17 protein-coding genes and 1 tRNA gene are annotated in these 25,294 nt (G+C 37.2%); 12 read left to right on the plus strand and 6 right to left on the minus strand.

The window, feature by feature from the left end; all coding sequences use genetic code 11:
• Positions 1-29: 29 nt before the first annotated feature.
• The 3 genes from VB083_RS05250 to VB083_RS05260 all read left to right on the plus strand — a co-directional run bounded on the left by VB083_RS05250 (position 30) and on the right by VB083_RS05260 (position 3,352).
• Entirely contained in the window at positions 30-1,310 is a 1,281-nt protein-coding gene (locus VB083_RS05250) for a DUF1576 domain-containing protein (RefSeq protein ID WP_213691288.1), read from the plus strand.
• Positions 1,300-1,653, plus strand: a complete 354-nt coding sequence (locus tag VB083_RS05255) for a hypothetical protein (RefSeq protein WP_213691287.1) — start codon at positions 1,300-1,302, stop codon at positions 1,651-1,653. Before VB083_RS05250 ends, VB083_RS05255 begins: the two co-directional genes overlap by 11 nt.
• A 97-nt stretch (positions 1,654-1,750) precedes the next feature.
• Positions 1,751-3,352 carry a PucR family transcriptional regulator gene (locus tag VB083_RS05260; RefSeq protein ID WP_213691286.1) on the plus strand — a complete coding sequence of 534 codons (1,602 nt, stop codon included), beginning with the start codon at positions 1,751-1,753 and terminating at the stop codon, positions 3,350-3,352.
• A 64-nt stretch (positions 3,353-3,416) separates the two neighbouring features.
• On the opposite strand, the gene VB083_RS05265 is transcribed toward VB083_RS05260, so the two are convergent.
• The 3 genes from VB083_RS05265 to VB083_RS05275 are packed head-to-tail and all read right to left on the minus strand — an operon-like array spanning position 3,417 to position 6,031.
• Entirely contained in the window at positions 3,417-4,082 is a 666-nt protein-coding gene (locus VB083_RS05265; RefSeq protein WP_213691285.1) for a hypothetical protein, read from the minus strand.
• A 15-nt stretch (positions 4,083-4,097) separates the two neighbouring features.
• Entirely contained in the window at positions 4,098-4,796 is a 699-nt protein-coding gene (locus VB083_RS05270) for a DUF5058 family protein (protein WP_213691284.1), read from the minus strand.
• A gap of 41 nt (positions 4,797-4,837) precedes the next feature.
• The gene (locus VB083_RS05275; protein ID WP_213691283.1) at positions 4,838-6,031 is read right to left on the minus strand and encodes a M20 family metallopeptidase; all 1,194 of its coding nucleotides are present in this window, start codon (positions 6,029-6,031) and stop codon (positions 4,838-4,840) included.
• A 566-nt stretch (positions 6,032-6,597) separates the two neighbouring features.
• Between VB083_RS05275 and VB083_RS05280 the strand changes: the two genes are divergently transcribed.
• From VB083_RS05280 to VB083_RS05310, 7 genes are all read left to right on the plus strand, one after another.
• On the plus strand, positions 6,598-7,473 hold the full coding sequence (locus VB083_RS05280) for an ABC transporter substrate-binding protein (RefSeq protein ID WP_213691281.1): 876 nt from the start codon (positions 6,598-6,600) through the stop codon (positions 7,471-7,473).
• 15 nt (positions 7,474-7,488) lie between these two features.
• Complete coding sequence (locus VB083_RS05285; RefSeq protein WP_323401826.1) at positions 7,489-8,292, plus strand: amino acid ABC transporter ATP-binding protein; 804 nt, start codon at positions 7,489-7,491, stop codon at positions 8,290-8,292.
• Entirely contained in the window at positions 8,282-8,944 is a 663-nt protein-coding gene (locus VB083_RS05290; protein WP_307879562.1) for an amino acid ABC transporter permease, read from the plus strand. The genes VB083_RS05285 and VB083_RS05290 overlap by 11 nt, the downstream gene beginning before the upstream one ends.
• Before the next feature lie 36 nt (positions 8,945-8,980).
• Positions 8,981-9,625, plus strand: a complete 645-nt coding sequence (locus tag VB083_RS05295; protein ID WP_213691278.1) for a GntR family transcriptional regulator — start codon at positions 8,981-8,983, stop codon at positions 9,623-9,625.
• A 13-nt stretch (positions 9,626-9,638) separates the two neighbouring features.
• A complete protein-coding gene (locus VB083_RS05300) occupies positions 9,639-10,664 on the plus strand; it encodes an amidohydrolase family protein (RefSeq protein ID WP_323401827.1) in 1,026 nt (341 codons plus the stop codon).
• A gap of 85 nt (positions 10,665-10,749) precedes the next feature.
• On the plus strand, positions 10,750-11,682 hold the full coding sequence (locus tag VB083_RS05305) for a DMT family transporter (protein ID WP_213691276.1): 933 nt from the start codon (positions 10,750-10,752) through the stop codon (positions 11,680-11,682).
• Positions 11,683-11,717: 35 nt separating this feature from the next.
• Positions 11,718-11,912: a YwbE family protein gene (locus VB083_RS05310; protein WP_213699356.1), complete on the plus strand. Its 195-nt coding sequence runs from the start codon at positions 11,718-11,720 to the stop codon at positions 11,910-11,912.
• Between the two features lie 12 nt (positions 11,913-11,924).
• Here the strand turns inward: VB083_RS05310 and VB083_RS05315 are convergent, their stop codons facing one another.
• Positions 11,925-15,788: an RNA-directed DNA polymerase gene (locus VB083_RS05315; protein ID WP_323401828.1), complete on the minus strand. Its 3,864-nt coding sequence runs from the start codon at positions 15,786-15,788 to the stop codon at positions 11,925-11,927.
• Between the two features lie 743 nt (positions 15,789-16,531).
• Positions 16,532-18,904 (minus strand): AAA family ATPase, encoded by a 2,373-nt coding sequence (locus tag VB083_RS05320; RefSeq protein WP_323401829.1) that lies wholly within the window; start codon positions 18,902-18,904, stop codon positions 16,532-16,534.
• A 486-nt stretch (positions 18,905-19,390) separates the two neighbouring features.
• On the opposite strand from VB083_RS05320, the gene VB083_RS05325 reads away from it, so the two are divergent.
• Together VB083_RS05325 and VB083_RS05330 are read left to right on the plus strand one after the other, a co-directional pair.
• Entirely contained in the window at positions 19,391-20,998 is a 1,608-nt protein-coding gene (locus VB083_RS05325) for a Hint domain-containing homing endonuclease (protein WP_323401830.1), read from the plus strand.
• On the plus strand, positions 20,995-24,909 hold the full coding sequence (locus tag VB083_RS05330; RefSeq protein WP_213695385.1) for a LamG-like jellyroll fold domain-containing protein: 3,915 nt from the start codon (positions 20,995-20,997) through the stop codon (positions 24,907-24,909). Before VB083_RS05325 ends, VB083_RS05330 begins: the two co-directional genes overlap by 4 nt.
• Before the next feature lie 106 nt (positions 24,910-25,015).
• On the opposite strand, the gene VB083_RS05335 is transcribed toward VB083_RS05330, so the two are convergent.
• Positions 25,016-25,091: transfer RNA gene (locus tag VB083_RS05335), tRNA-Asn, on the minus strand.
• Positions 25,092-25,294: the final 203 nt, after the last annotated feature.

Below are 25,294 nucleotides of genomic sequence, written 5' to 3' on the forward strand. Positions count from 1 at the left end.
GCTTTTTTGCAGAAAGAGAGGAGAACACATTGTTCAAATTCGTCAAGAAAAAAGAACCCTTGCAGCACATACGTTATGGCCCATACGTAGGAATGTGCATTTACTGCTTCCTGTTCATTGCTTTTGCTTTTATCACAACTTCCCCCAGCGACATATTCAAAGGCTTGCTTGCTATCATTCAAGATCCAGACTACCTCATAAGTGACTACATCGGTGTAGGGGGAATAGGCGCTGCCTTTTTTAACAGCGGTCTATTGACTTTATTCATGGTCGTTCTTCTTTTCTTGTCAGGCACCCAAATAACCGGAATTTCTATTGCTGCACTACTTACTGTATCAGGTTTTGCCCTATTCGGGAAAAACATACTGAATGTATGGCCAATATTGGCAGGGGTGTACCTTTTCTCAAAACATCAAAAGGAACCCTTCTCCAGATATATTTACATAGCGCTTTTTGGAACAGCATTGGCTCCCCTCGTGAGCCTTCTCTTATTTGGAGACTTGTTCTCAGCATTACCTATTCGTCTTATTGCAAGTATCTTAATAGGACTCTCCATAGGCATTATTCTCCCTCCTCTTTCCACTGCCTTTCTACGTTTTCACCAGGGGTACAACCTCTATAACGTAGGTTTTGTGGCAGGTGCTCTCGGAACAGTATATGTTTCTATTTTGCGCTCATATGGTCTTTTAGTTGAATCCCGAATTATATGGACTACTGGCAACAATCTTCTTTTTGGCAGCTTTCTCATCATACTTTTTTCAACGCTTATTATCTTTTCTTTCTTCTTACCCCGATGGAACAGAATAAAGTGGATTATGGGGTATAGTGGAAGAGCAGTTTCAGATTTTGTAATCCTAGAAGGATGGGGCTCCGCTCTTTTTAATATGGGCCTTATGGGGATAATAACAACTTTCTACATTATTGCTATCAGGGGAAATCTTAACGGCCCCACTATTGGGGGGATTCTTACAGTTGTAGGTTTTAGCGCTTTTGGGAAACACCCACGAAATACAATTCCCGTGCTTGCCGGAATTATTTTGGGTGCAGCAACGAAACATTGGAGCCTTGCTGAACCAGCTATACAACTTGCAGCTCTCTTTGGCACTACTCTTGCACCTATAAGCGGTGAATTCGGATGGAAATACGGACTTCTTGCCGGTTTTGTTCATTCATCTGTCGTTTTAAATGTCGGTATACTCCATTCTGGATTTAACCTTTACAATAATGGCTTTTCAGGTGGACTAGTTGCCGCTGTGCTACTTCCATTAATCGAAACCTTTGCCGGAGGTGAAAATAAAAATGAAACATGAACGGATACGAGTGACGAAGATGGCAGGGGAACTGATTAACGATTTTCTTACCTTCCTAAAATGTGAAAAGATTCAACTGGATATTCAAGAAGATCCGGATGCTTTCAGAATTCACATTACAGGAACATATCGTTACCTGCCAGATGAACGACTTGAGCGAGTAAAAAACTTGCTTTGCCAACCTCGGAACTACGAACTTGAGGAAATGTACTGGAGTCTATCAGGAGAGAGTGATACAGATGCTGAACTTCATCTTGTAGGAATTATGACAGATGAGGTAACAATTGAAAGAGACGTAGAAAACAGGCTTTTATCAATAAACTTGGTAAGAAAGAAATCGTAGGGAGATTAAGGGAAAAACTTACCTGGAAGAAAATATGATACTATGCTATTTCGTCTTTTAAAACTACTTGTTTTTATGGAAAGAGGTGCTCCATAGATTGTCTTTAACCGTAAGGGAAATATTATTTTTTCCTGAACTTAAGGGCGTTAAGGTTATTGCAGGAGAAAAAGGTCTCAATAGAGTCGTCACAAAAGTTACTGTTATGGATGCGCCTGATATCCTAAATTGGCTTCATGGTGGTGAACTGCTGATCACCAGTGGTTACGTTATCCGTGAAAACCCACTAAAGTTAAAACAACTGATACAAGATATGAATAGCGTAAATGCTGCTGCTTTTGGAATAAAAGTACATCGTTTTCTCAATGAAATTCCTGCAGAAGTTATTCAAAAAGCAGATGAACTTGACTTTCCGCTACTTCATATACCTGTCCAATTCACTTTTTGCGATGTCTTTAACCCTATAATATCGAAACTATTTCACAAAGAAGTGGATAATCTGCGCTACTCAGAAACCATACATCGATCATTTTTTGATCTCATCGCCCACGGAGGTGGCGTAGAAGAGATTTTGTCTGCTCTTGGGTATTTTTTACAAACGGATATTGCGTTTCACGAGGTTTCAGCAGGCATAACGAATATTTTCTCCAAAGATGAAGGTTTCAAACAAAACGTTCTAAACTCGTCATTATCGGAATTGCTTCGGATGTTTCCTAATGAAATTGTGGCATCGGAAGATAAAATATACGGATACATCTTACTCAACGCTGAAAAAGAAAAAATGAATTTTGATAATTATAAAGCTGCAATTGAAGACGCAAGGACAGCCCTTCTTCTCGCTATAAAGAAGAGAATTTCATCTCACGAAACAGAAAAACAATATAAAAGTGTATTTGTTCATGACCTTCTTTTTCACAATGTCAAATATGCCCATGAAGTTTGGAATAGAGCTAAAATTTTTGGATGGGACTTTTTGGGCTTTGTTAAGGTAATAGCGTTTGATATTGATAATTTCAATACTCTTCTAGATACTAAAGGAGAAAGCAAACATGAATCGCTAAGAGAACGTATTTTCAGCATTGCAATTGCTATGATGGAATCCAAATTTCCAAAGATTCCGTACGTTACAATGAGTGATTCTGTTGTTTTCTTATTATGCATTGGTGAAGACAAAAAAAGTTTTAATAAAGAGGAATTCTCTAAATTCCTCTCATCAATCCAAAAAAAGATAACAACCGAAAGCGGTACTACGGTCACCATAGGACTCGGATCTATAAAAGAAAGTGTTTTTCAATGTCATGAAAGTTTTGAAGAAGCCCGCAGTGCTGTCCAATTTGCTCGTAGCATTTCCCAGAAGGATAAAATCCTTTTTTGGGAGGATACTGGAATATACAGAGTACTTAATCCTATATATGACACTAATCCGGCAGTGGCATTCTATCAATCTCATTTAGGAAAACTTATCGATTATGATTTAAAAAACAAATCTTATCCCCTTTTACCAACGTTAAATTGTCTCGTAAAAAATAACTGGTCATTGAATAAGGCAGCACAGAAACTTCACATTCACTACAATACAATGAAATATCGAGTTGACAAAATACATGAACTTATCGATCTCGACATCGACAATCATGAACAAAGGGTTAATATTCTTTTCTCTTTAATCATTTACTATATGAACAATAACTTAAGTATATAAATCGAAAATTTAATATTACAAAGGCCTCCTTTATGGAACTTTTTCGAAGGAGGCCTTTAAACATTTATAATGCTACTTTCTTATTTTGAAGCATTATTCCAAATAAAACTGTTCCAAAGACACATAAGGGAATTGTGATCCATATAGGAAACCAACCAAGCTTAAGTGCAATAATACCTAAAACAAGTGCAATGACTCCAAGCTTAAAATCTCGAATGACAAAGCTTCCAAAAACCCCTCCAAAAATAGCCGGAAGAATATACTTAAATGCCTCTAATACAAGAGGTGGAAAACTAGCAACAAGCTTTGCACCTAAGCCAATTCCAATTGTTAGAATAAAAATGTTTATCAATATGGAAACCCCAATACCCAAGGTAGATAAAATAGCCCCTTCATAAGAACCCTCTTCCACTCCAGCTGCCTCTTGAGCAAGGGCAGAACAAGGAAGTCTGACATTGGAAATGTTACCAGAAAGGAAAGACATATAGGTTCCAGGAACCCCCAAAATAGGGAAATATGCCAAAGGTTCAACAAACCATAATGGACCAGAGTAAGCAAAAATTAAGGCAAAACCAGAGATTATGGCCTGCAACGGAGGCATAATATTATATTTTGCAAAAATATAAAGGGGAGGGGAAAAACTCAACAAAAAAGCAAACAGACATGTCAATATCCCCCAGAAAACAATTGGTTTTTGGAATTTTTCTAAGAAAATCTCTTTCTGTGACATTTTTGCTCACCTCTCCTAAAAAAGGACTGCGGAGAACATACCTAAAGCCATGGCGACACCTAAGGACCACTCTTTAAGCCATCTCTTACCCAATTTATCCGCAACTATCTGCATCACTACCATTGTCAAAGCAGCCACAATAGCAGCAATACTAGGACGACCGACAGTAACAAGAGCTTTTGACACCTGAAACCCAAAAGCACCCAAAATAGCACCTATCGATATTACGGGTAAAAGATCCTGTCTCTTCCCTACAATGCGAGACCTTAATCCATCTAGTTTGTGGGTAAAAAGCCCCGTAATTAACAACCATCCACAAGATCCCAAAGCAATAACCCATAATGAGTTTGCAAACTCTAGCACTCCGTATCCTTCAGACCCCACAGATGTACCTAACACCTGAGCTCCACATTCAGCAGCATAACCTTCATACATCACTGCTCCTATAACAGAAAGTCTCATCCATGCCATCGGAGCCCCTATAATAGCAATAAGAGCAACCATACCGATAAGAACAGCAAATGATGGACCTAATGATGAAATTACTGCCGAACGGAGTCCACTCTTCAGTTGCTCTGGTCTAAGCCCCATTTCCAAACCAGTAAACCATGCTTTTTTCATAAAAATAATGGATTGGAAAACAACGATACTAACCATAACAATACCAATAACCCAGAAACCCCATTCATTGGCTACTTCTAAATAATCTGGCATTATCAACATTCACCTCCCAAGAAAGAACAAACAAATCGCCATTAAGAAAGATAATCCAGAGCTAAAGCAATGTAGAACTTAGTGGCATCAATAACACTAGAAAGTTCAACGTATTCGTCAATCTTATGATTCCTTGTAAAATTCCCTGGGCCATAAATAATGACAGGTATTTCAGGATTAATTTCACGAAATGGCACTGCATCTGTGTAATACACAACACCTTGTAAATCTGGTTTTTTTGAAAAAAGCTGCTCATATGAATTCTCAGCACTTTTTACTAGAGGGTTGTTAGGATTTGTTTCAATAGGCAAGAGATTATGCAGAATTTCATACGTTATATCCATGTCTTTATTTTGCGATTTTAACTTTTCTATTATGGCATCAATTTGAGCAAGAAGTGCAGCATGATCATTCCCTGGAATTGTCCTTATATCAACTTTAGCTTCACATCTGTCAGGAATAATATTAGTGAGATCTCCAGCATGCATCGTTGTAAGGCTAAAAGTGGGGGCGGAAAGATAGGTATTTTCCATCTCCTTGAATTTAAGGTCTTTAAGCTGATTCATAAATTCAATCATATTTGTTAGTGCATTAACTCCTTGTTTAGGTTGTCCACCATGAGCCCTTTTCCCTTTTGAAATGAACTTGAGCCACAATGTACCTTTTTCAGCGACAAAAACAGTGCCATTACTTGCCTCACTTATAGCAATGGCATCGATGCCATCTGCTCCATATTTTTCTACATACGCTCTTGAGCCATAAAGGTCCACTTCTTCTCCAGACGTCCCCAATAAACTCAAAGAACCTTTTAATTCAATTCTAGCTTTTTTAAGAATACACATAGCTAAAGTCATCGCGGTAACACCAGCTTTCATGTCACTGGTTCCGCGGCCATACATTAAGTCTCCTTCTATTACTGCACCAAAAGGAGCATGCTTCCATCCTTCTCCAGCAGGAACAACATCATAATGCCCGCTATAAACAAGATTTGGACCATTAGAATTATTTCCAATTTTTGCCATTAAATTAGCGCGATTGCTTTGATTTAATTCCCATATTTCTGAACTTATCCCATAACTTTTTAGTTTCTCATGAACTTTGTAGGCTACGTTTATTTCATTGCCTGGAGGGTTAGAACTATTCACTTGAATTAATTCAGAAAGGAATTCAATGACCTCCTGCTCATCCAACAAAGATATACACTCATCATATTCTTTTTTTCTACTAAAAAGCATAACAAGTACCCCCTTATTACATTTAATAATTTGGACTATCCTCTTAGGGGGTAATGATAAACTTTTAACGGAAACAAAGAATCATTTCTTTTTTATATTTTTTTATAGCAAAATGCTTTTTTACTATAAAAAATTTTTACTTATTATTCTTTCTGCATAAAAAATATATTATTTTGGGGCTTTCTTGTTAGTTTTATACAGAGAGAGTAATCCATTTTCCAAATGAAACTTTTTTATAATATTTACTGAGATAAATGAAACTTTCTACTAACATATTAGGAAAGCTAGCAAGACCAAAGAGTGATGAAACATGATCAATAATAACAACCACTCCATATGGTGATATCTGGTAAGTCAAATCCATGATTTCCTCCTAAAACAGTTACCACATTACTCAACGCTCTCTTCCTTGCTTGCCTTTCTACAAAATTTAAATATTTTCTATTCGTATCAACTGCATACACTCTGCCATCTTCACCAACATTTGACTAGATTTGTATACTTGACTCTATTATCGATAATCTATAATATGATTAAATCAGAATATTTAAACAGGAGGTGTCTCTATGAGCAACGTATGGAATTCACAAGTAAGGTTTCGGCTAGTTCAATTCTATCTATTGGTATTGTTTGCTCTTCCTCTCTTATTCTGCAGTAAAACGGCTTATGCCACCTACCCAACGACAGAAAATCCAACACCTAATCTCAATCGAATAATAAAATCTGGCGTTCTTAAAGTAGGTACAATTCCAGACTACATCCCTTTTCAAATGGTACACAAAGATGGAGAGCTTTTTGGTTACAATATTGAACTCATGAAAAACATTGCTCAAGAACTAGGCGTAAAGTTAGAAATAAAGCAACCTGCATTCAACATGCTTATTCCCTCACTGCAAAATGGTGATATTGATATGCTTATTATGGGAATGGCGATTACCCCCAAAAGAGCCCTGGCCGTAGACTTTACTATTCCTTATTTCCATACCGGATACTGTTTATTGGCAAATATGAAACATAAAAACGAACTTCAATCTATAGCTGATTTCAATCAAAAGGACATCATTCTTGGCGCTATGATGGGAACTCCTACCGTCGAAAAAGCTCAGAAAGCGTGTCCCAACGCAATAGTAAAAGAGTTTAATCATCTAGGGACAGCTTTCATGGCTCTTTTAGCAGAGCAAATAGATGGCGTATTTGCCGACGAAGCCCTAGCAATGTATTTTTCTCTACTCCAGCCAGAAAAAACCTATCCCATCTACGAAAAACTTACAAATAACGGACATGGAATCGCCATTAAACAGGGACAACCAGACTTGCTTTTATGGCTGAACACATACTTACGTAATTATATGGATTCACCTGAATATAAAGAAAACTACGATAAATGGTTTACCAACCATTGGTGGTGGGAAGAATTATCCCCGTCCCTTAAAGGGCAATAATCGCAGGCCTCTTTCATGGTAAAACACTCTCTTTTAAGAGTAGAAAATATCTATAAATCCTTTGGGAAAGAAAGAGTTCTCAATGGAGTATCCTTCTCTCTTCAACAAGGAGAAATACTCTGCCTTGTCGGCCCCAGTGGCTGTGGAAAAAGCACTCTTCTGCGATGTATCAACGGCCTTGAAAAATGTGATACTGGGCAAATATATCTCTCTGGAGCTCCTCTCTGTGGAGTAAGCAGTGAAAAAACACGACATATTCGCGAAAAAATTGGCGTCGTGTTTCAGCATTTTAACCTCTTTTCCCATCTCAATATTATTGACAATATCGCTCTAGGACCTCTCAAGGTAAAGAAAGAATCGGAAAAAGAAGCATATACTCGTGCCAAAAAACTGCTTCAGTCTGTAGGGTTGGGTGAAAAGACAGAAGCGTATCCTTCAGAACTCTCTGGAGGGCAACAGCAACGTGTTGCTATAGCGAGAGCTCTTGCCATGGAGCCACAACTGCTTCTCTTCGATGAACCTACCTCAGCTCTTGATCCGGAAATGATCTGCGATGTGCTTGACGTTATCAAAAATATCGCAAAAAAGGGAGCAACGATGATCATTGTGACGCACGAAATGGCCTTTGCCAGACAAATCGCCCATCGAATGATCTTCCTCGAAAATGGAAAAATTTTAGCGGATTCCTCCCCTGCTCATTTCTTTGGAAATAACAGCCACACCAGAATCCAATGTTTTTTAAAAAGATTGCCAGACCATCACGATTTTTTTATTAATCATTATGAAAAAAAAGAACGGAGTGAGAAGGATGACATTTAATTTCACCGCCGTGCTGGCATATAGAGAACTCTTTTTTCTTGGATTGAAAAATACAATCCTTATTTCTTTAACGGCAATGATTTTCGCTCTTATTATAGGAACAATAGCTGCATTTTGCAGAATAAGCCATCTTCGTATTCCTCGATATCTGGCTATCTTCTATATCGAAATCATAAGGAATACACCAATCCTTATTCAAGTTTATTTTATGTACTTCGGAATAGGACAGCTTATTCGATATAAAACCATATTTTGGCCATCTGTAGCTATTCTTGCTTTTTTTTCAGGTTCATTTGTCGCCGAAATAATACGATCTGGAATTAATGCAGTTCCAAACGGACAAAAAGACGCGGCATTCTCCATTGGCATGAGTTCTATACAGGTAGCAAGATATGTAGTTTTTCCCCAGGCCTTAAGACGTGTTTTACCTGCCTTGGCTGGGCAATTGATCACCTTAATCAAAACATCATCTCTCGTATCTCTTCTTGCTTTGGAAGATCTCACATACGTTGCTCAACGGGTAAGTATGATGACATTTAGGGTATTGGAATCGTACATCATTGTAGCGGTGTTTTATTTCATCATAACTTCCACCCTTTCTCAGGGAATAGGCTTGCTTGAAAGGAAACTAGCGAGAAGTTCTAAATTGTGAGCATTTTCAAAAAGTATGAGCAAGGAGGAAACTACGATGCCAGCAAAGCCTGTTACGTATAAAGATTACGTAAAAGAGTTTCTAATGGGGAAAATATATGAAGGCAAATATAAACCTGGAGAGAAGATTACTGTCGTAGGGATTGCACAAGAACTTGACGTCAGCCAATCTGTTGTACGCGAAGCTTTGGCCGAATTAAAAGTGAAAAAAGTAATCGAATCCATACCATATAAAGAAACATATATTCGCAACCTATCTAAAGAGGAAGTACGAGACGCTATTCAAGTTCGCACAGAAATGGAAGAACTCGCTTTCAAATGGATTTTAGAGAACCAAACAAATCTCTCTCTACTTGTTAAAGATCTAGAAGAAATTTTAAAAGAAATGAGGAAATCATCATCAGATACAAATAGCAATACATACCGTGAAAACGACATCTCCTTTCATAGAAGAATATTTATAGAAGCACAAAGCCCAACAATGCTCTTCATATGGGATTTACTAGGTGACATTGGGTGGATATATTTGGGCCTTTATACATCTCAGACATTTCGTCAAAAAATGGGGGAAAAGGAATTTAGCGTGATATGTGATATATACCACGATATTATCGAATCTATCGAGAAGAGAGATCTTCCTAGATTCTCTTCTCTGTTAAGAAACACAAAACTGCGCGTTTAAAAGGAGAAAGCAAATGACAAAGTCTCAAGCCAAGTCACGAGAATATATTGACTGCCACATGCATCTATGGAGTCCATATCTTGAGTCGTGTTATCCCCAAAATGTCAAAAGCGCATTAGAGAAACTTATGAGGGAAAAGATAACACCACAAATAGAACTAGTTTCAGACAACAAACGAGAGAAGCAAGAATATGAGAAGCCAAAAGATGGAAACACCAAAACACTTGTACACGCTCTGGATCAGGCAAAATTTGCCAAAGGGGTTGCATTCTCAGGAGCATATTTTTGGGGTAGTCCGCTGCTTCCGCGAACAAACTTAGTGCATCGCGTGCAAGAAGAAAACAACTATGCTGCTTCTCAAGGAATCTTAGCCAAAGGCAGACTAATAGTTGTAGCGAGTATAAACCCTCTACTTGACTTTGCTCTTCAAGAGGTGGATCGATGCGCCTTAGAGCTACATATGAAAGGCTTAAAAGTACACTTCAATGTGGCACAAATCGAGGTAAAAAACGCAAAACATCGCCAAAGGCTAAAAGACCTCTTTCAAAAAGCTGCCACGCATAATATGCCTGTCGCTATTCACTACCATGCTTTAAACAAATCATACGACATAGAGAGCTTTTCCCTCTTTATGGACGATGTTATACTCCCCATCAGCAATCTGAAAGTCCAATTTGCTCACGTTCTTGGAACAGGCGGTTTCCCAAAAATGACACAGCGTATTATGCAAAAGCTTAAAGAGTACTGTGATCGAAATGCTGAACTTAAGCACAGAATATGGGTTGATATTTCAGGATCCATTATCGATGAGCCGACAGCTAAAGAATATGAAGGTTTTTTTACACGATCCACAAAGGAAGAGATACAAAACTTAGCCAAAACTCTTCGGGCTTTCGGCCTAAAAAACGTCTTGTTTGGAAGTGATTATGGCGGATCTGCCACTCTTCAACCTAAACCACACAGTGAACTTATGTGTAAAGAACTCGGTTTCAACAATGAAGAACTAGAAGAAATATTTTCTAATGAGGGACCTTGGTAAAACCTGTTGACTCCTTGCTTAAAACACCTATACTGGCGGAATGTTTTGCTTTAACATAAGCAAAATCGCAGGAGGAAAAACGTACATGAATCGTCTTATAAAAGACTACGGAGCATATCTACCCATGTTAAGTGCTACATTGCTATGGGCTGGAGCATATATCTGCGGTAAATTAGGTGTTGATGAATTCATACCTTTACATCTGCTTTTTTTCCGCTTTCTTATAGCTTCTATTTTTATTTTTATCGTCATTGCTTTGCGAAAAAAACAAGAATGGAAAATATCAGTACACGACATCCCCGTATTATTTATACTTGGTTTTACAGGCGTTTTTGCAAATAACCTTTTCTTTTTTCTTGCGTTACTCTACACATCAGTAACAAATGCTGCGATTATTTTTGCCACAACGCCGTTCATGACAGCTATTCTGGCTTTTATCTTTCTTAAAGAACCTTTAGGACTTAAAAATATATGTGCTCTGATAATAGCTCTTTCGGGGGTCATCTTTCTTATTACAAACGGAGACATTCACGCTCTGCTTCATATGAACTTCAACATTGGAGATCTTTATGAGGTTGGAGCTTCTTTTGCCCTGGCCGTTTTTACAATCATAAGTAGGAAGGTCGCCAATAATTATGCTCCAATAACTATGGTGGGCTACGAAAATCTCTTTTCTCTCATTATCACCATTCCGCTTTTGTTAATAACTGGTGCTCTTGACCTTCAAGTTACCCCCACATATAAGGGATGGCTCTCCATTCTGTATCTTGGAGTATTCGCATCTGCTCTAGGTTATATTTTCCAGCAAATCTCCATAAAAAGCATAGGGGCAAGTAAATCTGCTGCTTTCTTAAATCTAACTCCTTTTCTTTCTGTTCTACTTGGAATGATCTTCTTGGGAGAAAGTCTCTCCACTGTGAAAATTATCAGCGGGATGTTGATTTTAGCTGGAATATATCTCAACTCTTATTCAAATCGTCAGGCTGTTCCTTGCGTCGAAAAGTGTCATAATAACTAGATGCATAGAGAAATAAGCAACAGGAGGAATTTTAAATGTCAGGAAATATACGAAAAAATATAACTCCAGGTCTTCGAGTTAAAATCGTTCAAAAACCACATCAAAGAACGGGGCAGTTAACTGAAGGTATTGTTAAAGATATACTTACAAAAAGCCCGACGCATCCCCACGGGATAAAGGTTCGCCTAGAAAGTGGCATTGTAGGAAGAGTTCAAGAGATATTGGGATAAAAAGTAATCTTTTTATCTATTTCGCTCTTGCCAACCTGCTGGGGGAGTCTTCCATATGCCTATAGGTTCTTTTTTACAATTTGTACAGCCTTTATGACCTTCTGCTTGACCACATTTGTTTTCCCCATTATTCCCCTTACAAAGCATTTTACGTGGGTCAATATCTATAAATGCAATTTGAGCTTGAGGTTGACCGTGAAGATGTAATATTTGCCTGTAATAGTTTTTTTTATACGGCATATAAAAACTAGACCCGCCATATTTCCCATTATTAACAATAATTACTCCCTGATACATATGATAGTGTAAACTTTCTATCATTCTATCAAAGGTTCCAACATCTTCATTTAAAGCACATATTACATAAAGGTCTGAACGTGAAGTTAAGTCCGATGCTAAAGAAATGTCCGTAGAATCATAACAAATCGAAGCAGATATTCTTAACGGAGGTTCTTCCTCTTCGCTATTCCATTTATAATTTATTATCCATTGTGCCGGCCTCCAAGACTGAACTTCACTATGCTTTTCTTTCGATGTAAGATGGGCTTTCCCCTGTAAAATTTTACGAACATGCATGCCCAAAGTTTTATCCCATTCAGGAATAAGCCATATAGCAGTATTGATAAGGGGATTATCCCTTAAAATTTCTTCTTTATAAAAAACCAAACCAGCCAATACCATACATTTATGTTTTCTCACAAAGGGAATAAGAAGAGAATCTACATCCTGCAAGTGAATAGCGAGTTCAGGGAAAATTAAAAAATCCAACAACGTTTCTCCTTGTTTTTTCCCTTCCATATGAGTCTCTCTAACCCTCAGCATTTGTTCCACACCTTCAAGTATTGCAACAAGATGTTGACGGTGTCTCTTCCTAAAAACAGCATCTGATAAAGTTATGTCTTTATCGAAATCCCCGCTTTTCGGTATTATACTTTGCACGATACCTATTCTAAGAGATCGCTGCCATTTATTATCAAACGAATTATAAGGAAGTAAAGCTTCTTGCTCTAGAAAAAGGACATTAGATGAGTCCCCTCGCAATTTTTGTATTTCCTTTAAATGGTTGGTAATATCTGCACTTATTTCCAGAAAATTCTTTGGCTCAGTAAGCATTCCACAACCAGGCCAGCGCAAAAGTTCAAACAACAGCTTTTCTGTAAAAGAAGAGATTGCAACCCATTCAGGAGCAAAAGCTTCTCTGCCATTATATCCACTTGATCGAAGCTTTTCCCAATGGGATATTGGAGGAACGTATGATAAATTCTTACGTTGTTTTATTCGAGATCTAGAATTGTAAAAATCAATGTTGCCTCGTAGAGCGAAACGTAAAAGTTGTCCTAATTTATAACGTTTTTTGCTATCTTCATCATCTATCCAATCTGGAGTTTTCAATACGTTTGGCATTTCCTTGCTAAAAGAAACTATGCATATTTTTTTAATTTTTATTTTTTTAAAATTATCAATCTCATATTCACATTCGATTTGCCAAGGAGATTTTAATTTATCTATTTTCTCTGCTTCTCGACTATCCCCTAAATCTTTGGATATGTTTATCTTACCTTTTGAAAATTGTTCACAAATACCACTTGCAAGTAATAACAAATTTTCTTCTTCCCAAAAAGGATTGGGGATTGCAAAAGATAAATTGGGTAACGGGAGAACAGATTCATTATTAATATTTATTGAATTGTTAACTATCAACCCTAATTGACTAGCAATATCTTTATATTTTTCTCCTTCTCCCTTTTCTTGCAACATTTCCCAATAACTAAAAGCAACGGAGGGGGCGATATAAAACATTCCTTCTATGTATTCTTCTATATTTTTCTCTTGTTTTTCTAATATTTTTTTATTGTTAAAAGCTGAAATAGCTAATATTGAAAACAAACATTTTTCATTAAAATTTTTGTAGTTTCCCCCTCTCAAAAAATTAATAAATTTTAAATAAAGAGAAAAAGAAGTATCATATTTCATCCTTTTTTTGTTTAACTCAATATCTTCAATTTCATTCCTAGAAATTAAATATAGAAAGACCTGTTGCATTAAATACCAAGGGAAATTAGAAGTCGGCTTTTCTTCTTCAAAAAAACCTTCTAAAATTTGTTTTGCTTCTTTTATCAAACGGAGATGATATTTTTCTAAATTTACCCCAAATGGGATACAATCGTCATCAGCAACCATTCCTGTTTCTATTGCTCCTGCATGAAATATCTCTGCTAAGCAGTATTGTTTAATCGCTCTAGATTCAAATACGGAACAATTTTTTCCCCATCCATCCTCAAGAATCTTTAAAATTTTATTTAAAAAAATTTCGCTAGTATAAACATCTAAAGCAATGCGCAATAACCGAACATTAGAAGGGTCAGTTACCCACTCTTCAATAAGCATAGCGGAAAACAGCCAAGCACGTTCATCCAATTGTTGTTTCGATAACACAAGCGAAAAAGGACCATCACTTGATTCTCGCCCTGACAAAGAAGGCGTATCAGTCAACATCGGGCGCAATGATCTAAATACGCGTCGAAATTTTCCTGCAGCGAAACGAGCAGCAGTACCATCTTTTAAATCTGAGGATTTTATAATTAATCCTGTCTGCTTACCTTCTACATTTTTCTCAGAAGAATACCTTTTTTGGGTATAAAAAAAGCCTTCAATAGCATTTATTAATTCTGAACCATGAACCATATCAAATATACCAGATACTTTATGCTGAATAGAATTCGCCCTTTTTGACTGAGGAACAAAAAAGTATTCTTCTGCATCTATCTTTGTGACACTAGTTTTATCTTTCTGGACAATTAAACCATCAGCTTTTTTCTCTAATAAATTTTGAAGCCATTCAATAACAATTTTTTTAATATCTTCTATTTTTAGTTCTGATGAAACTGTGAAAACTAATCGTAGATCATCTACATATCGACAAGCATCTTGCAAAAAGATGTTTTGATCATTTATTTTTCTCCCAAAAAAGTCACGAAGACCTTGGTCAAAATCTAACAAAAATAAATTAGCAAAAAAGCCAGAAGCGACTAGCCCTTGAGGTAATGCTATCTTATTAAAATTTTTTATCTTATTAAAATTTGCATATTCCACTGCCCAATCTCTGTCGTTGCCTTCTGCCCACTCCCAACTTAAGAAATTTTCTAAGAATTTTAGCCAGATTGCCTTTTTTTTAGAATCATCAAAAAGTAAATGTAATTCTATTTTTTTCACCAAATACTCTGGGCGAACTCTATCGTAAAATTTTGATAAATCACTTTGAACAATTACGATGCTGTCTTTTGAGTATCCTTTTTGTTTTAATTGTTCTACCACAACTTCTGGGCGCTTAAGAAAAGTTTGATAATCAGCAAAATACTGGCGATATAATTTATTGTTACCCCAACGAAAATATAGTTCTCCATCTACACTGTCACAAAAAAGTCGATTCCCGTAGTTTATTATTTTTTTCCTATTCTCAGTTGTGTCGATAGAAAGAGAAGGATCTCCCTGAAGGTTTTCTATTTGATCAGCCATACATAAAAGGACGGCAGTTGCAACAACTTGGTCCACTAAATCTACGTGAGCAAGCGGACGAAGTATTCCGTAAACGTTTTGAGGCTGATTAGGACTCCACTCATTATTTTCAAACTTCCATTTTTGAGATTTAGGGGCAGGTACTACCTTTAACGGAGTAGGAAACCATTCAGGAGCTTTTTTTAATCGATACTGGATTTCATGAAGAAAACTAGGTAAACGTAATGCTTGATAATCAAGTTCAAGGACATCTGTATACCAATTATGATAGCGCATATATTTCGATGTTTTTTTCCAAGCCTGCATTAAAACGCATTCAAGTTTTAGATCATCCATAGTAGGAGACAAAAATTTCTTCATTGGGAATCCCCTTTAATATTTAAATTATAGATGAAAAAAACGAAGAAAATCAATATAAACGTTTTGCATATCAAGACTTTAAATTAACTAAAATTTCAAAAGTAATTTTACATAAAATCAAAAAATATTTATTAAATACGTCCTCTGAATTTAAAATTCAAACATACTTTTATCAGGATGTCCTAAATCTATATATTAATTTCGTTGCAACAATTGAGTAGGTGATGAAACTATCTCTTCAATAGATCCCAATCAAGATTAGGTTATTAAGCAGTATATCCACCAGAAAAGAACTTAATAAGCCGTATTAAGTAAGGCATCTACAAATACTCGTTAAGCTAAATTCGGCATGAGGATATCATGTTTATCACAGTCGAAGAATTTGTCCAAATCTATAGCCCCTACACAGGCATCATAATTTTAAGGAGCAGGTTGTTGTATGAGACTATCTACTATGGAGAAAATTCTTCATAAGTGAACGCTGCTTTTAGACTTGAGGATTTTCACTCAGTCAACTGACATTGGTCTGTAGGTTCTCTCTTTTAAGTTAAGGCCTCTCTGTTTCTGCCCGTGCTTATCCAAGATTACCGCAACAAAATCAAATACATCAACTAACCAACAAAACTATCCACTCTCCTAATCATTATTACAAATAAATTTGATATTGCCATATATATTCTTAACTTTTTAAAAAAATGCTCATTAGAATAGTTGACAAAAGCAAAGTTTATGCTGCATATATTTTACCTGTAGCAAAGCTCTTCTATCTCTTTACACCAATCTTTTATTTGATGGATTTTTTCTTGGCCCTTGAGATACGCTGCAAGATGGCTTGGATTCAACAAATAAATTAAGCACAAAACTCCCCTGGCAGTCCTAACTTTTTCTTCTTCTGAAATAAATGAATAAGGGCCTACCCCCTGCCCACTTTTAACCCTATTTTCATAGTGGCTTTCACCATGTAATACCAATCTAGTTACAAAATTACCGAAATATTCTTTATAATATCTTTTATCCAATTGTCCCATGATCTGTTCGTCATTAACAATTTGGTCAAAACCCGTTTTATACTCAAACGTTGTAAAAGCTTCAAGAACCCTTCGCATTTCATTTCCAATAGCTAAATCATTAGAGGTTGTGTCCTTTGCATAAGCATAAATATTATCAAGCAGCTTAGAATATTCATTCCTTTCCTCTACCTTGAAATTCCTAATTTTCTGTGAACTCAATTCCGAAACAAAAACTGTATTACAACCGAGTAGTGTTTTTAAATCCCTATTGAGCTTTGAAAAAGCTTGAATTGCTTCCAAATCATGAGACATCAGCAGTATCTTGCTGGAAGAATTACCTTTTAAGACTCTTACTATTTCATATTTCAAATAAGAATGAATACCTACCTTATTCTCAAAATCAAAGCTTGAAACGGGGTCATCAAGAACAAGTAACATAGGTTTAGAATATATATCATTTTCATTAAAGTTGTTAAAAATTTCCGAAAAAAAATAACAAAGAGCTAATATATTCCTCTCTCCACAAGATATTTTTTCGGGACTAAGCATTTTACCACATACTTTTAACAAATATGCATTATTTTCTCCAAGTTCAACAATCATACGTTTTCTTGAAAAAAACACATAAGCTAAACTATTATTTATATAATCCAAAGCAATTTTTATATTACTTTTTTGCTGTTGTAATTTTTTTATAGAATCCTGTTCATTTTTTATTAACTTCTCGGATTTTGCAATCCGCTCCTCAATACTTTTCATTTCCTCTAATTGCCTTTGATAATTAAGCCAATCCTCCCTAACTCTATAAGAAGCTATATCTTTATTCATTACAATCAATTCATCCTTAAGAGCGTTGATGTCGTTAATATTTGCATTATAATCTTCCCTTTCAACCTCTAACTCTTTTAACTTTAAATTCAACTGATTAATATTATTCTCTAAATGACGATCAATAATATTAATAGGAGAATAAATATTCTCAACTTTTTGATCTATCGATTTGCTATAACTATCGATAATCTCGTTGCAATATTGCAATTTTTCTTCAATTTCGCCCAGCAGGCGTTCAGATAATTTTTGATATAAATTCACATCAAAAACTATTCGTTCAGGTTCTAATTCTCTCAAGTCCCTTTTATGCTCTTCAACATCTTTATTAAGGACTTTTTCAAAACAACCCAACAAACTTTTTCTATATCCATCTGTTAATGACTGGAAACAAAATGGGCACACTAATGCATTTTTATCAGAAAATTGTATTCGTGCTTCTTCTATCCTTTTTTGGTGGCCATCAATCAAGGATTTAAAAATCAATTTTTCACGTTCCGTTAAAATCGGTTCTTTAATTTGCACTGACAATGCCTCGCTAACCTTTTTATCAATATCTGGTTTTACAGTTACGGACAATATTGGATCATTCATCAATGATCCACCTTGTTTGAGTTTTTTAAACTTATCCAACTTTCTTTCAAAATCACTCTTTAAAGCCTCTCGCTCTTCTACAGGATTGCGAAGTCCGATTTCTTCTATTAAACTATCAGTTACTGAGGTAGCTATTTTATTCCCCTTTATTTCTTTATCAAGATTGGCCCAGCCATTTTCCTCCTTCAGAGATTTTTCTATTTTGCCTTTGTAATAAGATGGAGCTTGGACACTACCATTTTCCTTGTAATTTTTTAATTTTTCCCTATCTTTGTCTAGGTTTTCGCTAATTTTTTGTACATTTTCTTTTTTGGAGCCTATTTCTTTATCTATTTTAATTTGTTCTCCGAACATAACAATAGAATCAAGGCCTTCTGTTTTAATTTTGATCTTCTTATCAACATAATTTTCGTTAAAAATCTTAATTTGAAATTGGTTATCGCCAAAAGTCAAAAATTCTCCATCATTATTAATAAAATTTTTAGTTTCAAAATTTAACAGATCTCTAGATTCCTCTTCTTCTGAATGAGCAAGAGAATATATTGCTCTTGATATAGAACTTTTTCCACTTCCATTTTTCCCATAAAGGATTGCCAATCTCTTTTCTGGGGGGAAAAATTTTAAAACTTTTTCTTCCGAGAAAAATTGACCTTTTACTCTTATTCCAGAAAGCTCTTCAAGCATTTCTTCACCTTCTATACGATATCTATTATTAATTAAAATAATTATTTATTTTTAAAAAAATTTACAAAATATACACTATAATTATTTTGGGGAAAATTTATAAATAAAAAAACAAAAATTTAAAGTAAAATAACACTATTAAAATAAATTATATCACCTTTGTTAAGCATATTTTTTAAGATATTTGTTATGACTTTATTCTTACTAATAAGGGAAGCATTCTATTGAACCTTACCGTAAAGTTCCTAAGTATTAATCATGAAAATTTTGCAAATACTCCATTTCCCCCAATAAGTTTCTCTAGTATGTCTACATAGGAGAATAGCTCATCGATTTTAAAATCATCATTTGAAGGGCAAGTCACAATTGCACAATTAAAATACCGCTTTAAATATAAGAACGTGTAGCATACAATATTTTACAAGCAGCATCTACAACACTTTGATCTCCACCAGCAAATCTGCTACAAACAAAAGGAGGAGTATCATGAAAAGAATGGAGTTAGCAAGGATTCTGCGAAAACCCGGAGAAAGCATACCTATAAAATTTGGTGATCCTCATCATGACCAATGGATTTTTGACATGTATGGTGGCGAACAAATCGTTAAAGAAAAATTGCCTGTTCTCTATAATGCTTTACGAACAACGGCATTGATTTCCCAAGGGGAAGTTAAGGAGAAAGAGACAGAAGGATTCGAAGATGGAGCTGAAATAGGAATCATCAAATGGGATAAGGAAAGCCACTCTCTCGTAATCAAAGCATCAACATCTCTCGTTTCAAAAGCTCTTTATATAGACGAAAAAATCGAAGTACGCACGTCAAAAGATGAACATGTAGCTACCTTTGCCCAAACGACTGAGGAGACAGATCACACGAAACTGGTACTCTGTTCTGATTTCGATCCTGCGGACTATGCCTCAAACGTACTGGAAATAGACTATACTTCCCATTGGGCAGAAGCGACAAATGGACAACTTAAAGGATTTCTGAGCAGCCGCAATATAGAGTCGCAAATATATCTATCTGGCGAAGTAAAAGAAGTACACTTACTAAAACCCGTCAAAAAGGATTCCACCCAAGAGAGCCCCATCAATATTTGCTACAACCGCAGACCTGTTGCCGAAGAGGAAATTGATTACATCTATGAGGAAAGCTTCGATCCTGCTACTGGAAAACAACGTCTCTTCGCGCCTCTCTCCGCATGGGTGGAGTTCGAAGATGACAGTGATCCTTTTAGATGTATTGATCTTAGTACCTTTGATCTGAAACTAGACTGCCAAAATGGTATTGCACGCTACACGAAGACAGACAGAGAAATTCCGCTGCAAGACAGGTTCGTTAAAGGTCAGGATGCACCGGCAAAGTACACAAATGGTTTTTTCTTCGATCTTGATCCAGACTGGAAGACAAATGTTCCTTCTAACCGATTACCTCAAAAAGACAAAGTCGACATCTACTTCACTGTTCAATATGTAAGAGAGAGCGGTGATAGAGGCAGCATACAGATCAGTAGCACGCTGGCCCCCCCTATACCTTCTAATGCCACCCTTTCCAGATGCCTGCATATTCTGTGGGGATGCTTGTCTAAGGGAACTAAAATTCTCATGGCTGATGGATGTGAACGCCCTATCGAAACTATAAAGATCGGTGACTTAGTACAGATGAACACCAACGGTTATACTGCTGTAGTAACACAATGTATTAGGGGTAATGAAAAAGATGACATGATCCACTTCCACACACTAAACGGTCTTGACCTTGTCTGCACTAAAGACCATCCGATTGTTACTGACAAGGGAGCTATGAGAGCATCAGAAGTAACTGGCAACTGCCACTTTATACATCAAACTGGAGAAATCCTTAAACTTACAGGCATATGGAAAGTGCCCGGCGACGAGGTTTATAACTTGGAACTATGCCCCCAAGAAAATGATCCTTCCTCAAAAGAAGGCTGTACTTTTTTCGCTGAAGGTATCCTTGTAGGAGACAACAATATGCAAGCACTAGTAAAAGCACCTACGAATGAGATATTCGACAATCCCCACAGAGATAGCGCCGCAGTCAAGCAAACTCTGTGGGAGGCAATGAAATGAGCCATCAGAGAAGAAGTTTTTTCTCTCTGAAATGCAACCCTCCCGACTGTGCCATCATAAATGATCCCCCACTCATATCCCTATGCGGCAGTACTCCTTTCACCCTTAGCGCAAGATTCTATATCTCTAGCCGGGAATCAAATGCCACGATAATCACCCAAGAAGGCGTTTTTTCCTTAGAAATAGTAAAGGGTGCTCTTCGTTTTTTCTCAAAGGGACTAGGAACCTTCACTCTTGACATCGCTAAAGACCCTCTTGCAGAAAGGGACTGGAACAAAGTTGACATCGTCTACGACAAAACCAACGTCATAATATATTTACAAGGTTTTCCCGCACTGTCAGCCAAAACATCTTCCTCTCAATCTTCTTTCATCGACAAGAATACTCCATGGAAAATGGGCCTTATGGAGGGCTATTTACAAGATGTGGAGTTCTACTCCCAAGCTCTAGATAAAGATGAAGTACAAAAACTCTTCTTCTCCAATCATCATATTTCCCGAGATAAGATTGAATTATGGGCCGATTTTGGGGAGTACGAACCGCTTGACCGCAGTTCCCGTAAACATAAGCTACAGCTGACGGGAGGTTGCGACATAGTGAATCTGGTATATGGTATTACGCCGGGGAAAGAAGGTTGTATTGTTCCTATAGGAACCGCTCCCGTCAACCCAGGAAGTAAAGAGTGTTCAACGTTCACATTATTAGCTAAAGTGTATCTTGGCATTACGACAGAGGATAATGACACATATATCTTTTGTAACGGCACACCTGAAAAACCAGGATCCGTATGTTTGGGTTTATCCGATAAACAGACTCGCCCATTTTTTTCATTGGGAGAGAAACGTTTTACCTTCGACAGAGAGATCAAAGCTCAGAGATGGATAGACCTAACCGCGACTGTCTCTAGTACCTCAGTAAGCCTTTACATAGATGGATCCCCCGCTGGGAGCCATACCATCTCAACGTCCCCAGCAAGAACAGAAGGAGCCGAAATATACTTGGGCAACTGTCAGAAGGGAAGAACTTTCAACAACGGCCTCCAAGGACATCTGGATAGTATCTGTATCTTTTCCTCTGCCTTGACAGCAGAGAAGCTAACAGAATACGCTGATGTAGCACCTTACTACTTCGCCCCCGATCTAAAGGCTCTATGGATATTTTCTCAAGAAGGCAACGGCGCAGAGATCCTCCATGGTGGGAACCTCGCATATTCGAAAACAGAAGTAACCCTTATTGAAAATACTGTCTTAGACAGAGAACTACCTCCGTTCGAATTCGCCATGCCCGATAATGAAACAGGATTTAGCAACATGGAAGAATGGCAAAATCGTTTCGCCGCTGAAGTCTTCCTGCAAATATTGCATTCCGTAACAGGTCTTGAAGCTACGAGGGGATTTAAAGACGAGGAGAAACAGAAACTCAACGGTTCAATGTCGCTACTACTGAGGAATTGCTTAACTTCTGATCCTTCACTATCGAATCTAATGATAGAAGACGAGCCAGATTCTAAAGATATTCTCGAGTTTATTCTTGCCATATACGGGTGCTTTGAACTGAGCGTTATACTATACTCGTTTTATTGTGCTTGGATCACACATAACCCCTTTGGGACAAGACCCTTCATGGTACGATTCCTCTATTGTGTAAGCAAATGCATAAAAAGTCCGGAATATCTTGCAGCAAATGGAGCCTTTATCCTGGCTGTCAGTAGAGGAATAAAGGGATACAGGGAAATACACCATTTTCCCAACACCGATCCATCTCAACCTACTGGTAGCGAAGAGTGCACCCTTTTAGTTAAATCCATCGCCTTCTACGATGAAACACTTATCGATGCAGGAGCGCTGTTAGGGAGACCTGATTTCGACCATGATCCTGTGCTTCCTGAATGGAATTCTTCGGAACTTAAGAACGCATCGATTCTCTATCATAATCAGGGAGAAAAGACAGAAAACATATTCGTCAAGGCAACCCTCAACTGCAACAATTTCACCAATGAGAAAATTGTTGTCACTATAGGTGCCAGGACACCTGAGAAATCCCTTTTAGGAAGAATCCCAGAGATAAACTTTACAGTTACGAAAAGCGGAAACTATACTGTTAAACTTCCTTTGAAGGATAATACTCTTTCTGGAGCACATTCCCAATGTTACACTCAACAATGGGAATGGTATTTCAAGGTAAAAGGAAAAGTCGAACCGCTGGGAACCACAGAACATAAAATCTACGTCATCTTAGGAAAGCCCTTATCTCCATGGACAACAGAGAAAGATACTGCCAACTTGCCTGTCTACCCCATGATAGACTTATGCAACGAAGTGACCAAACAGGAGTGTACGGAGACTGCAAAAGATAGAAAATTTGCGTCTCAGTTCGTAAAATGGTTCAGAAGCTGCGGGAAATTTGCTTCCAGAGAAAGGCTAGATAGCCCACAGAATGCAAGATGGACCAATTTCCACCGCATCCTTACCATAGACGGCAAAGCTATCTTGACATCTATTCAAAACTTCGAAAAAACCCAAAAAACCGAGAACAAGGCCGCTTTCAACGATTTGGAAACAGCTTGTTTCCACTGCCTACTTGCCCGATTGGAAGGAGTGGAAGGCATAAAGATTCTGGAACTTTCTCCAGGACATAATGTATCAGGATTCTTGCTTAGAGGCGGTAAAGGACCTGACGGCATCGTTATGGAAAAAGGAATAAGGGGAACCTATTCCGTCTGCGGAATCTATCCTGGAAGTGGCAAAATTCCACAAATTTGGGATGCTTTCCTGCAGTTGAAGGGCTCCGACAACAAATGGATAACCGCAACCGGTATAGCCTTTGGAGCTGGTGATAGGAAAAGTGATTTAGTAGGAACAAAAGATGATAAACAATATCGCTCTCTTTTATGTATGCCGTTCAACACTTGCCAAGTGGGATTAAAAATAAATGTTCTTAAAATGAACACACTCCCTCTCACAAAGATAACGTCAGGGAATCCAGTTTTGGATATAACTCCGGGCAGACTAGATTTTGACAAATCGGTACAAGAGGGAATAAAACTCAACCCATTTCAAGTTAGATGCCATGCAATAAGTTACGAGTCAATAGAGAAAGCTATCGTTCTCTGCATCAACACAGCAAACGAGAATGCCTCACACATTGCCAAAGAAGATTATGTTAATCTACTTGAAAATTTATGCAGAGCGGTGACGCTTACCCCTGAAGGAGAGGTCCCCCTCTCAACAACAATGGAAGGCTCGACATTTCTTGAACTTGCATTTCTGGAAGAAGATTTTAACTTTCCTCTTGACGATGAAGGCAAGAAAGACATTGTGGAATATTGTAATCAACTTCTCTATTCATTGAATAGCTGTCTACCTAATCTTCGAACAGGGATGTCCGACTGGAACTCTTCAATTGGAGCTAATCTAGACTTGGAAGAATGGATCCATGTAACTGGAGATGGAGAACAGTGTTATGTAGACTGTGCCTGGGATAATCCGGATATCTTTGAAATTCTGGAAAATACTATTTTGTCAGGGCTGCCTGTTCCTCCAAACGTAGGTTTTTATATCAGAAACACAAAGGATTGCCACCGTCTCTTCCATTTGAGGGAATTCCTTCTCGGTATTCGCAATAAAGGTGCTTCTCCATTAAAACAAAATCCATTCATATTACGTATGGCCCATGTAGATCTATATAACGAACTTCTTCAAGATAAAATCAGTGACCCAAGAAAAAGGATACTCTCTTCTTCCAACAACAATTGGCGTTTAAACGATTATATTCGGCATAACATGTCATCATCTTATCCGCAAGAAGAGCCTATTTACTTCTTGGCTAAAGATAGTAATGGTAATCTATTTTGGCTACAATGGCCTAACGCACAATACATGTATAATATTCCATTACCTGCTAATAATTAACATACATTTTCGTACGTTAATACTCAGAAGCACCAAAAGGACAAAAAAGAATCCCTTGCGATTGCAAGGGATTCTTATATGTAAAAACATCTTGAATTCTAAAATTTGGCTCCTCGGGCAGGACTCGAACCTGCAACCTAGTGGTTAACAGCCACCCGCTCTGCCGATTGAGCTACCGAGGAATATCAAAACTCGTTTATTAAACACCTAATATACTCTTTTGGCAAGTCCCTTTAAGGAAGAAACTGTAGATGGGCCAGAGTTTCGTTCCGTTTACTTAGGTAAAGTGAAAGAGATAATGAAAAAGGCGGGCACCTCTCCTTTATACTGGTGTTGCTCAAACAACCAAAATAAAGGATATAGGAGGTAAACCCGCCATGACATC

Source organism: Aminobacterium sp. (assembly GCF_034926885.1).
Lineage (GTDB): Bacteria > Synergistota > Synergistia > Synergistales > Aminobacteriaceae > Aminobacterium.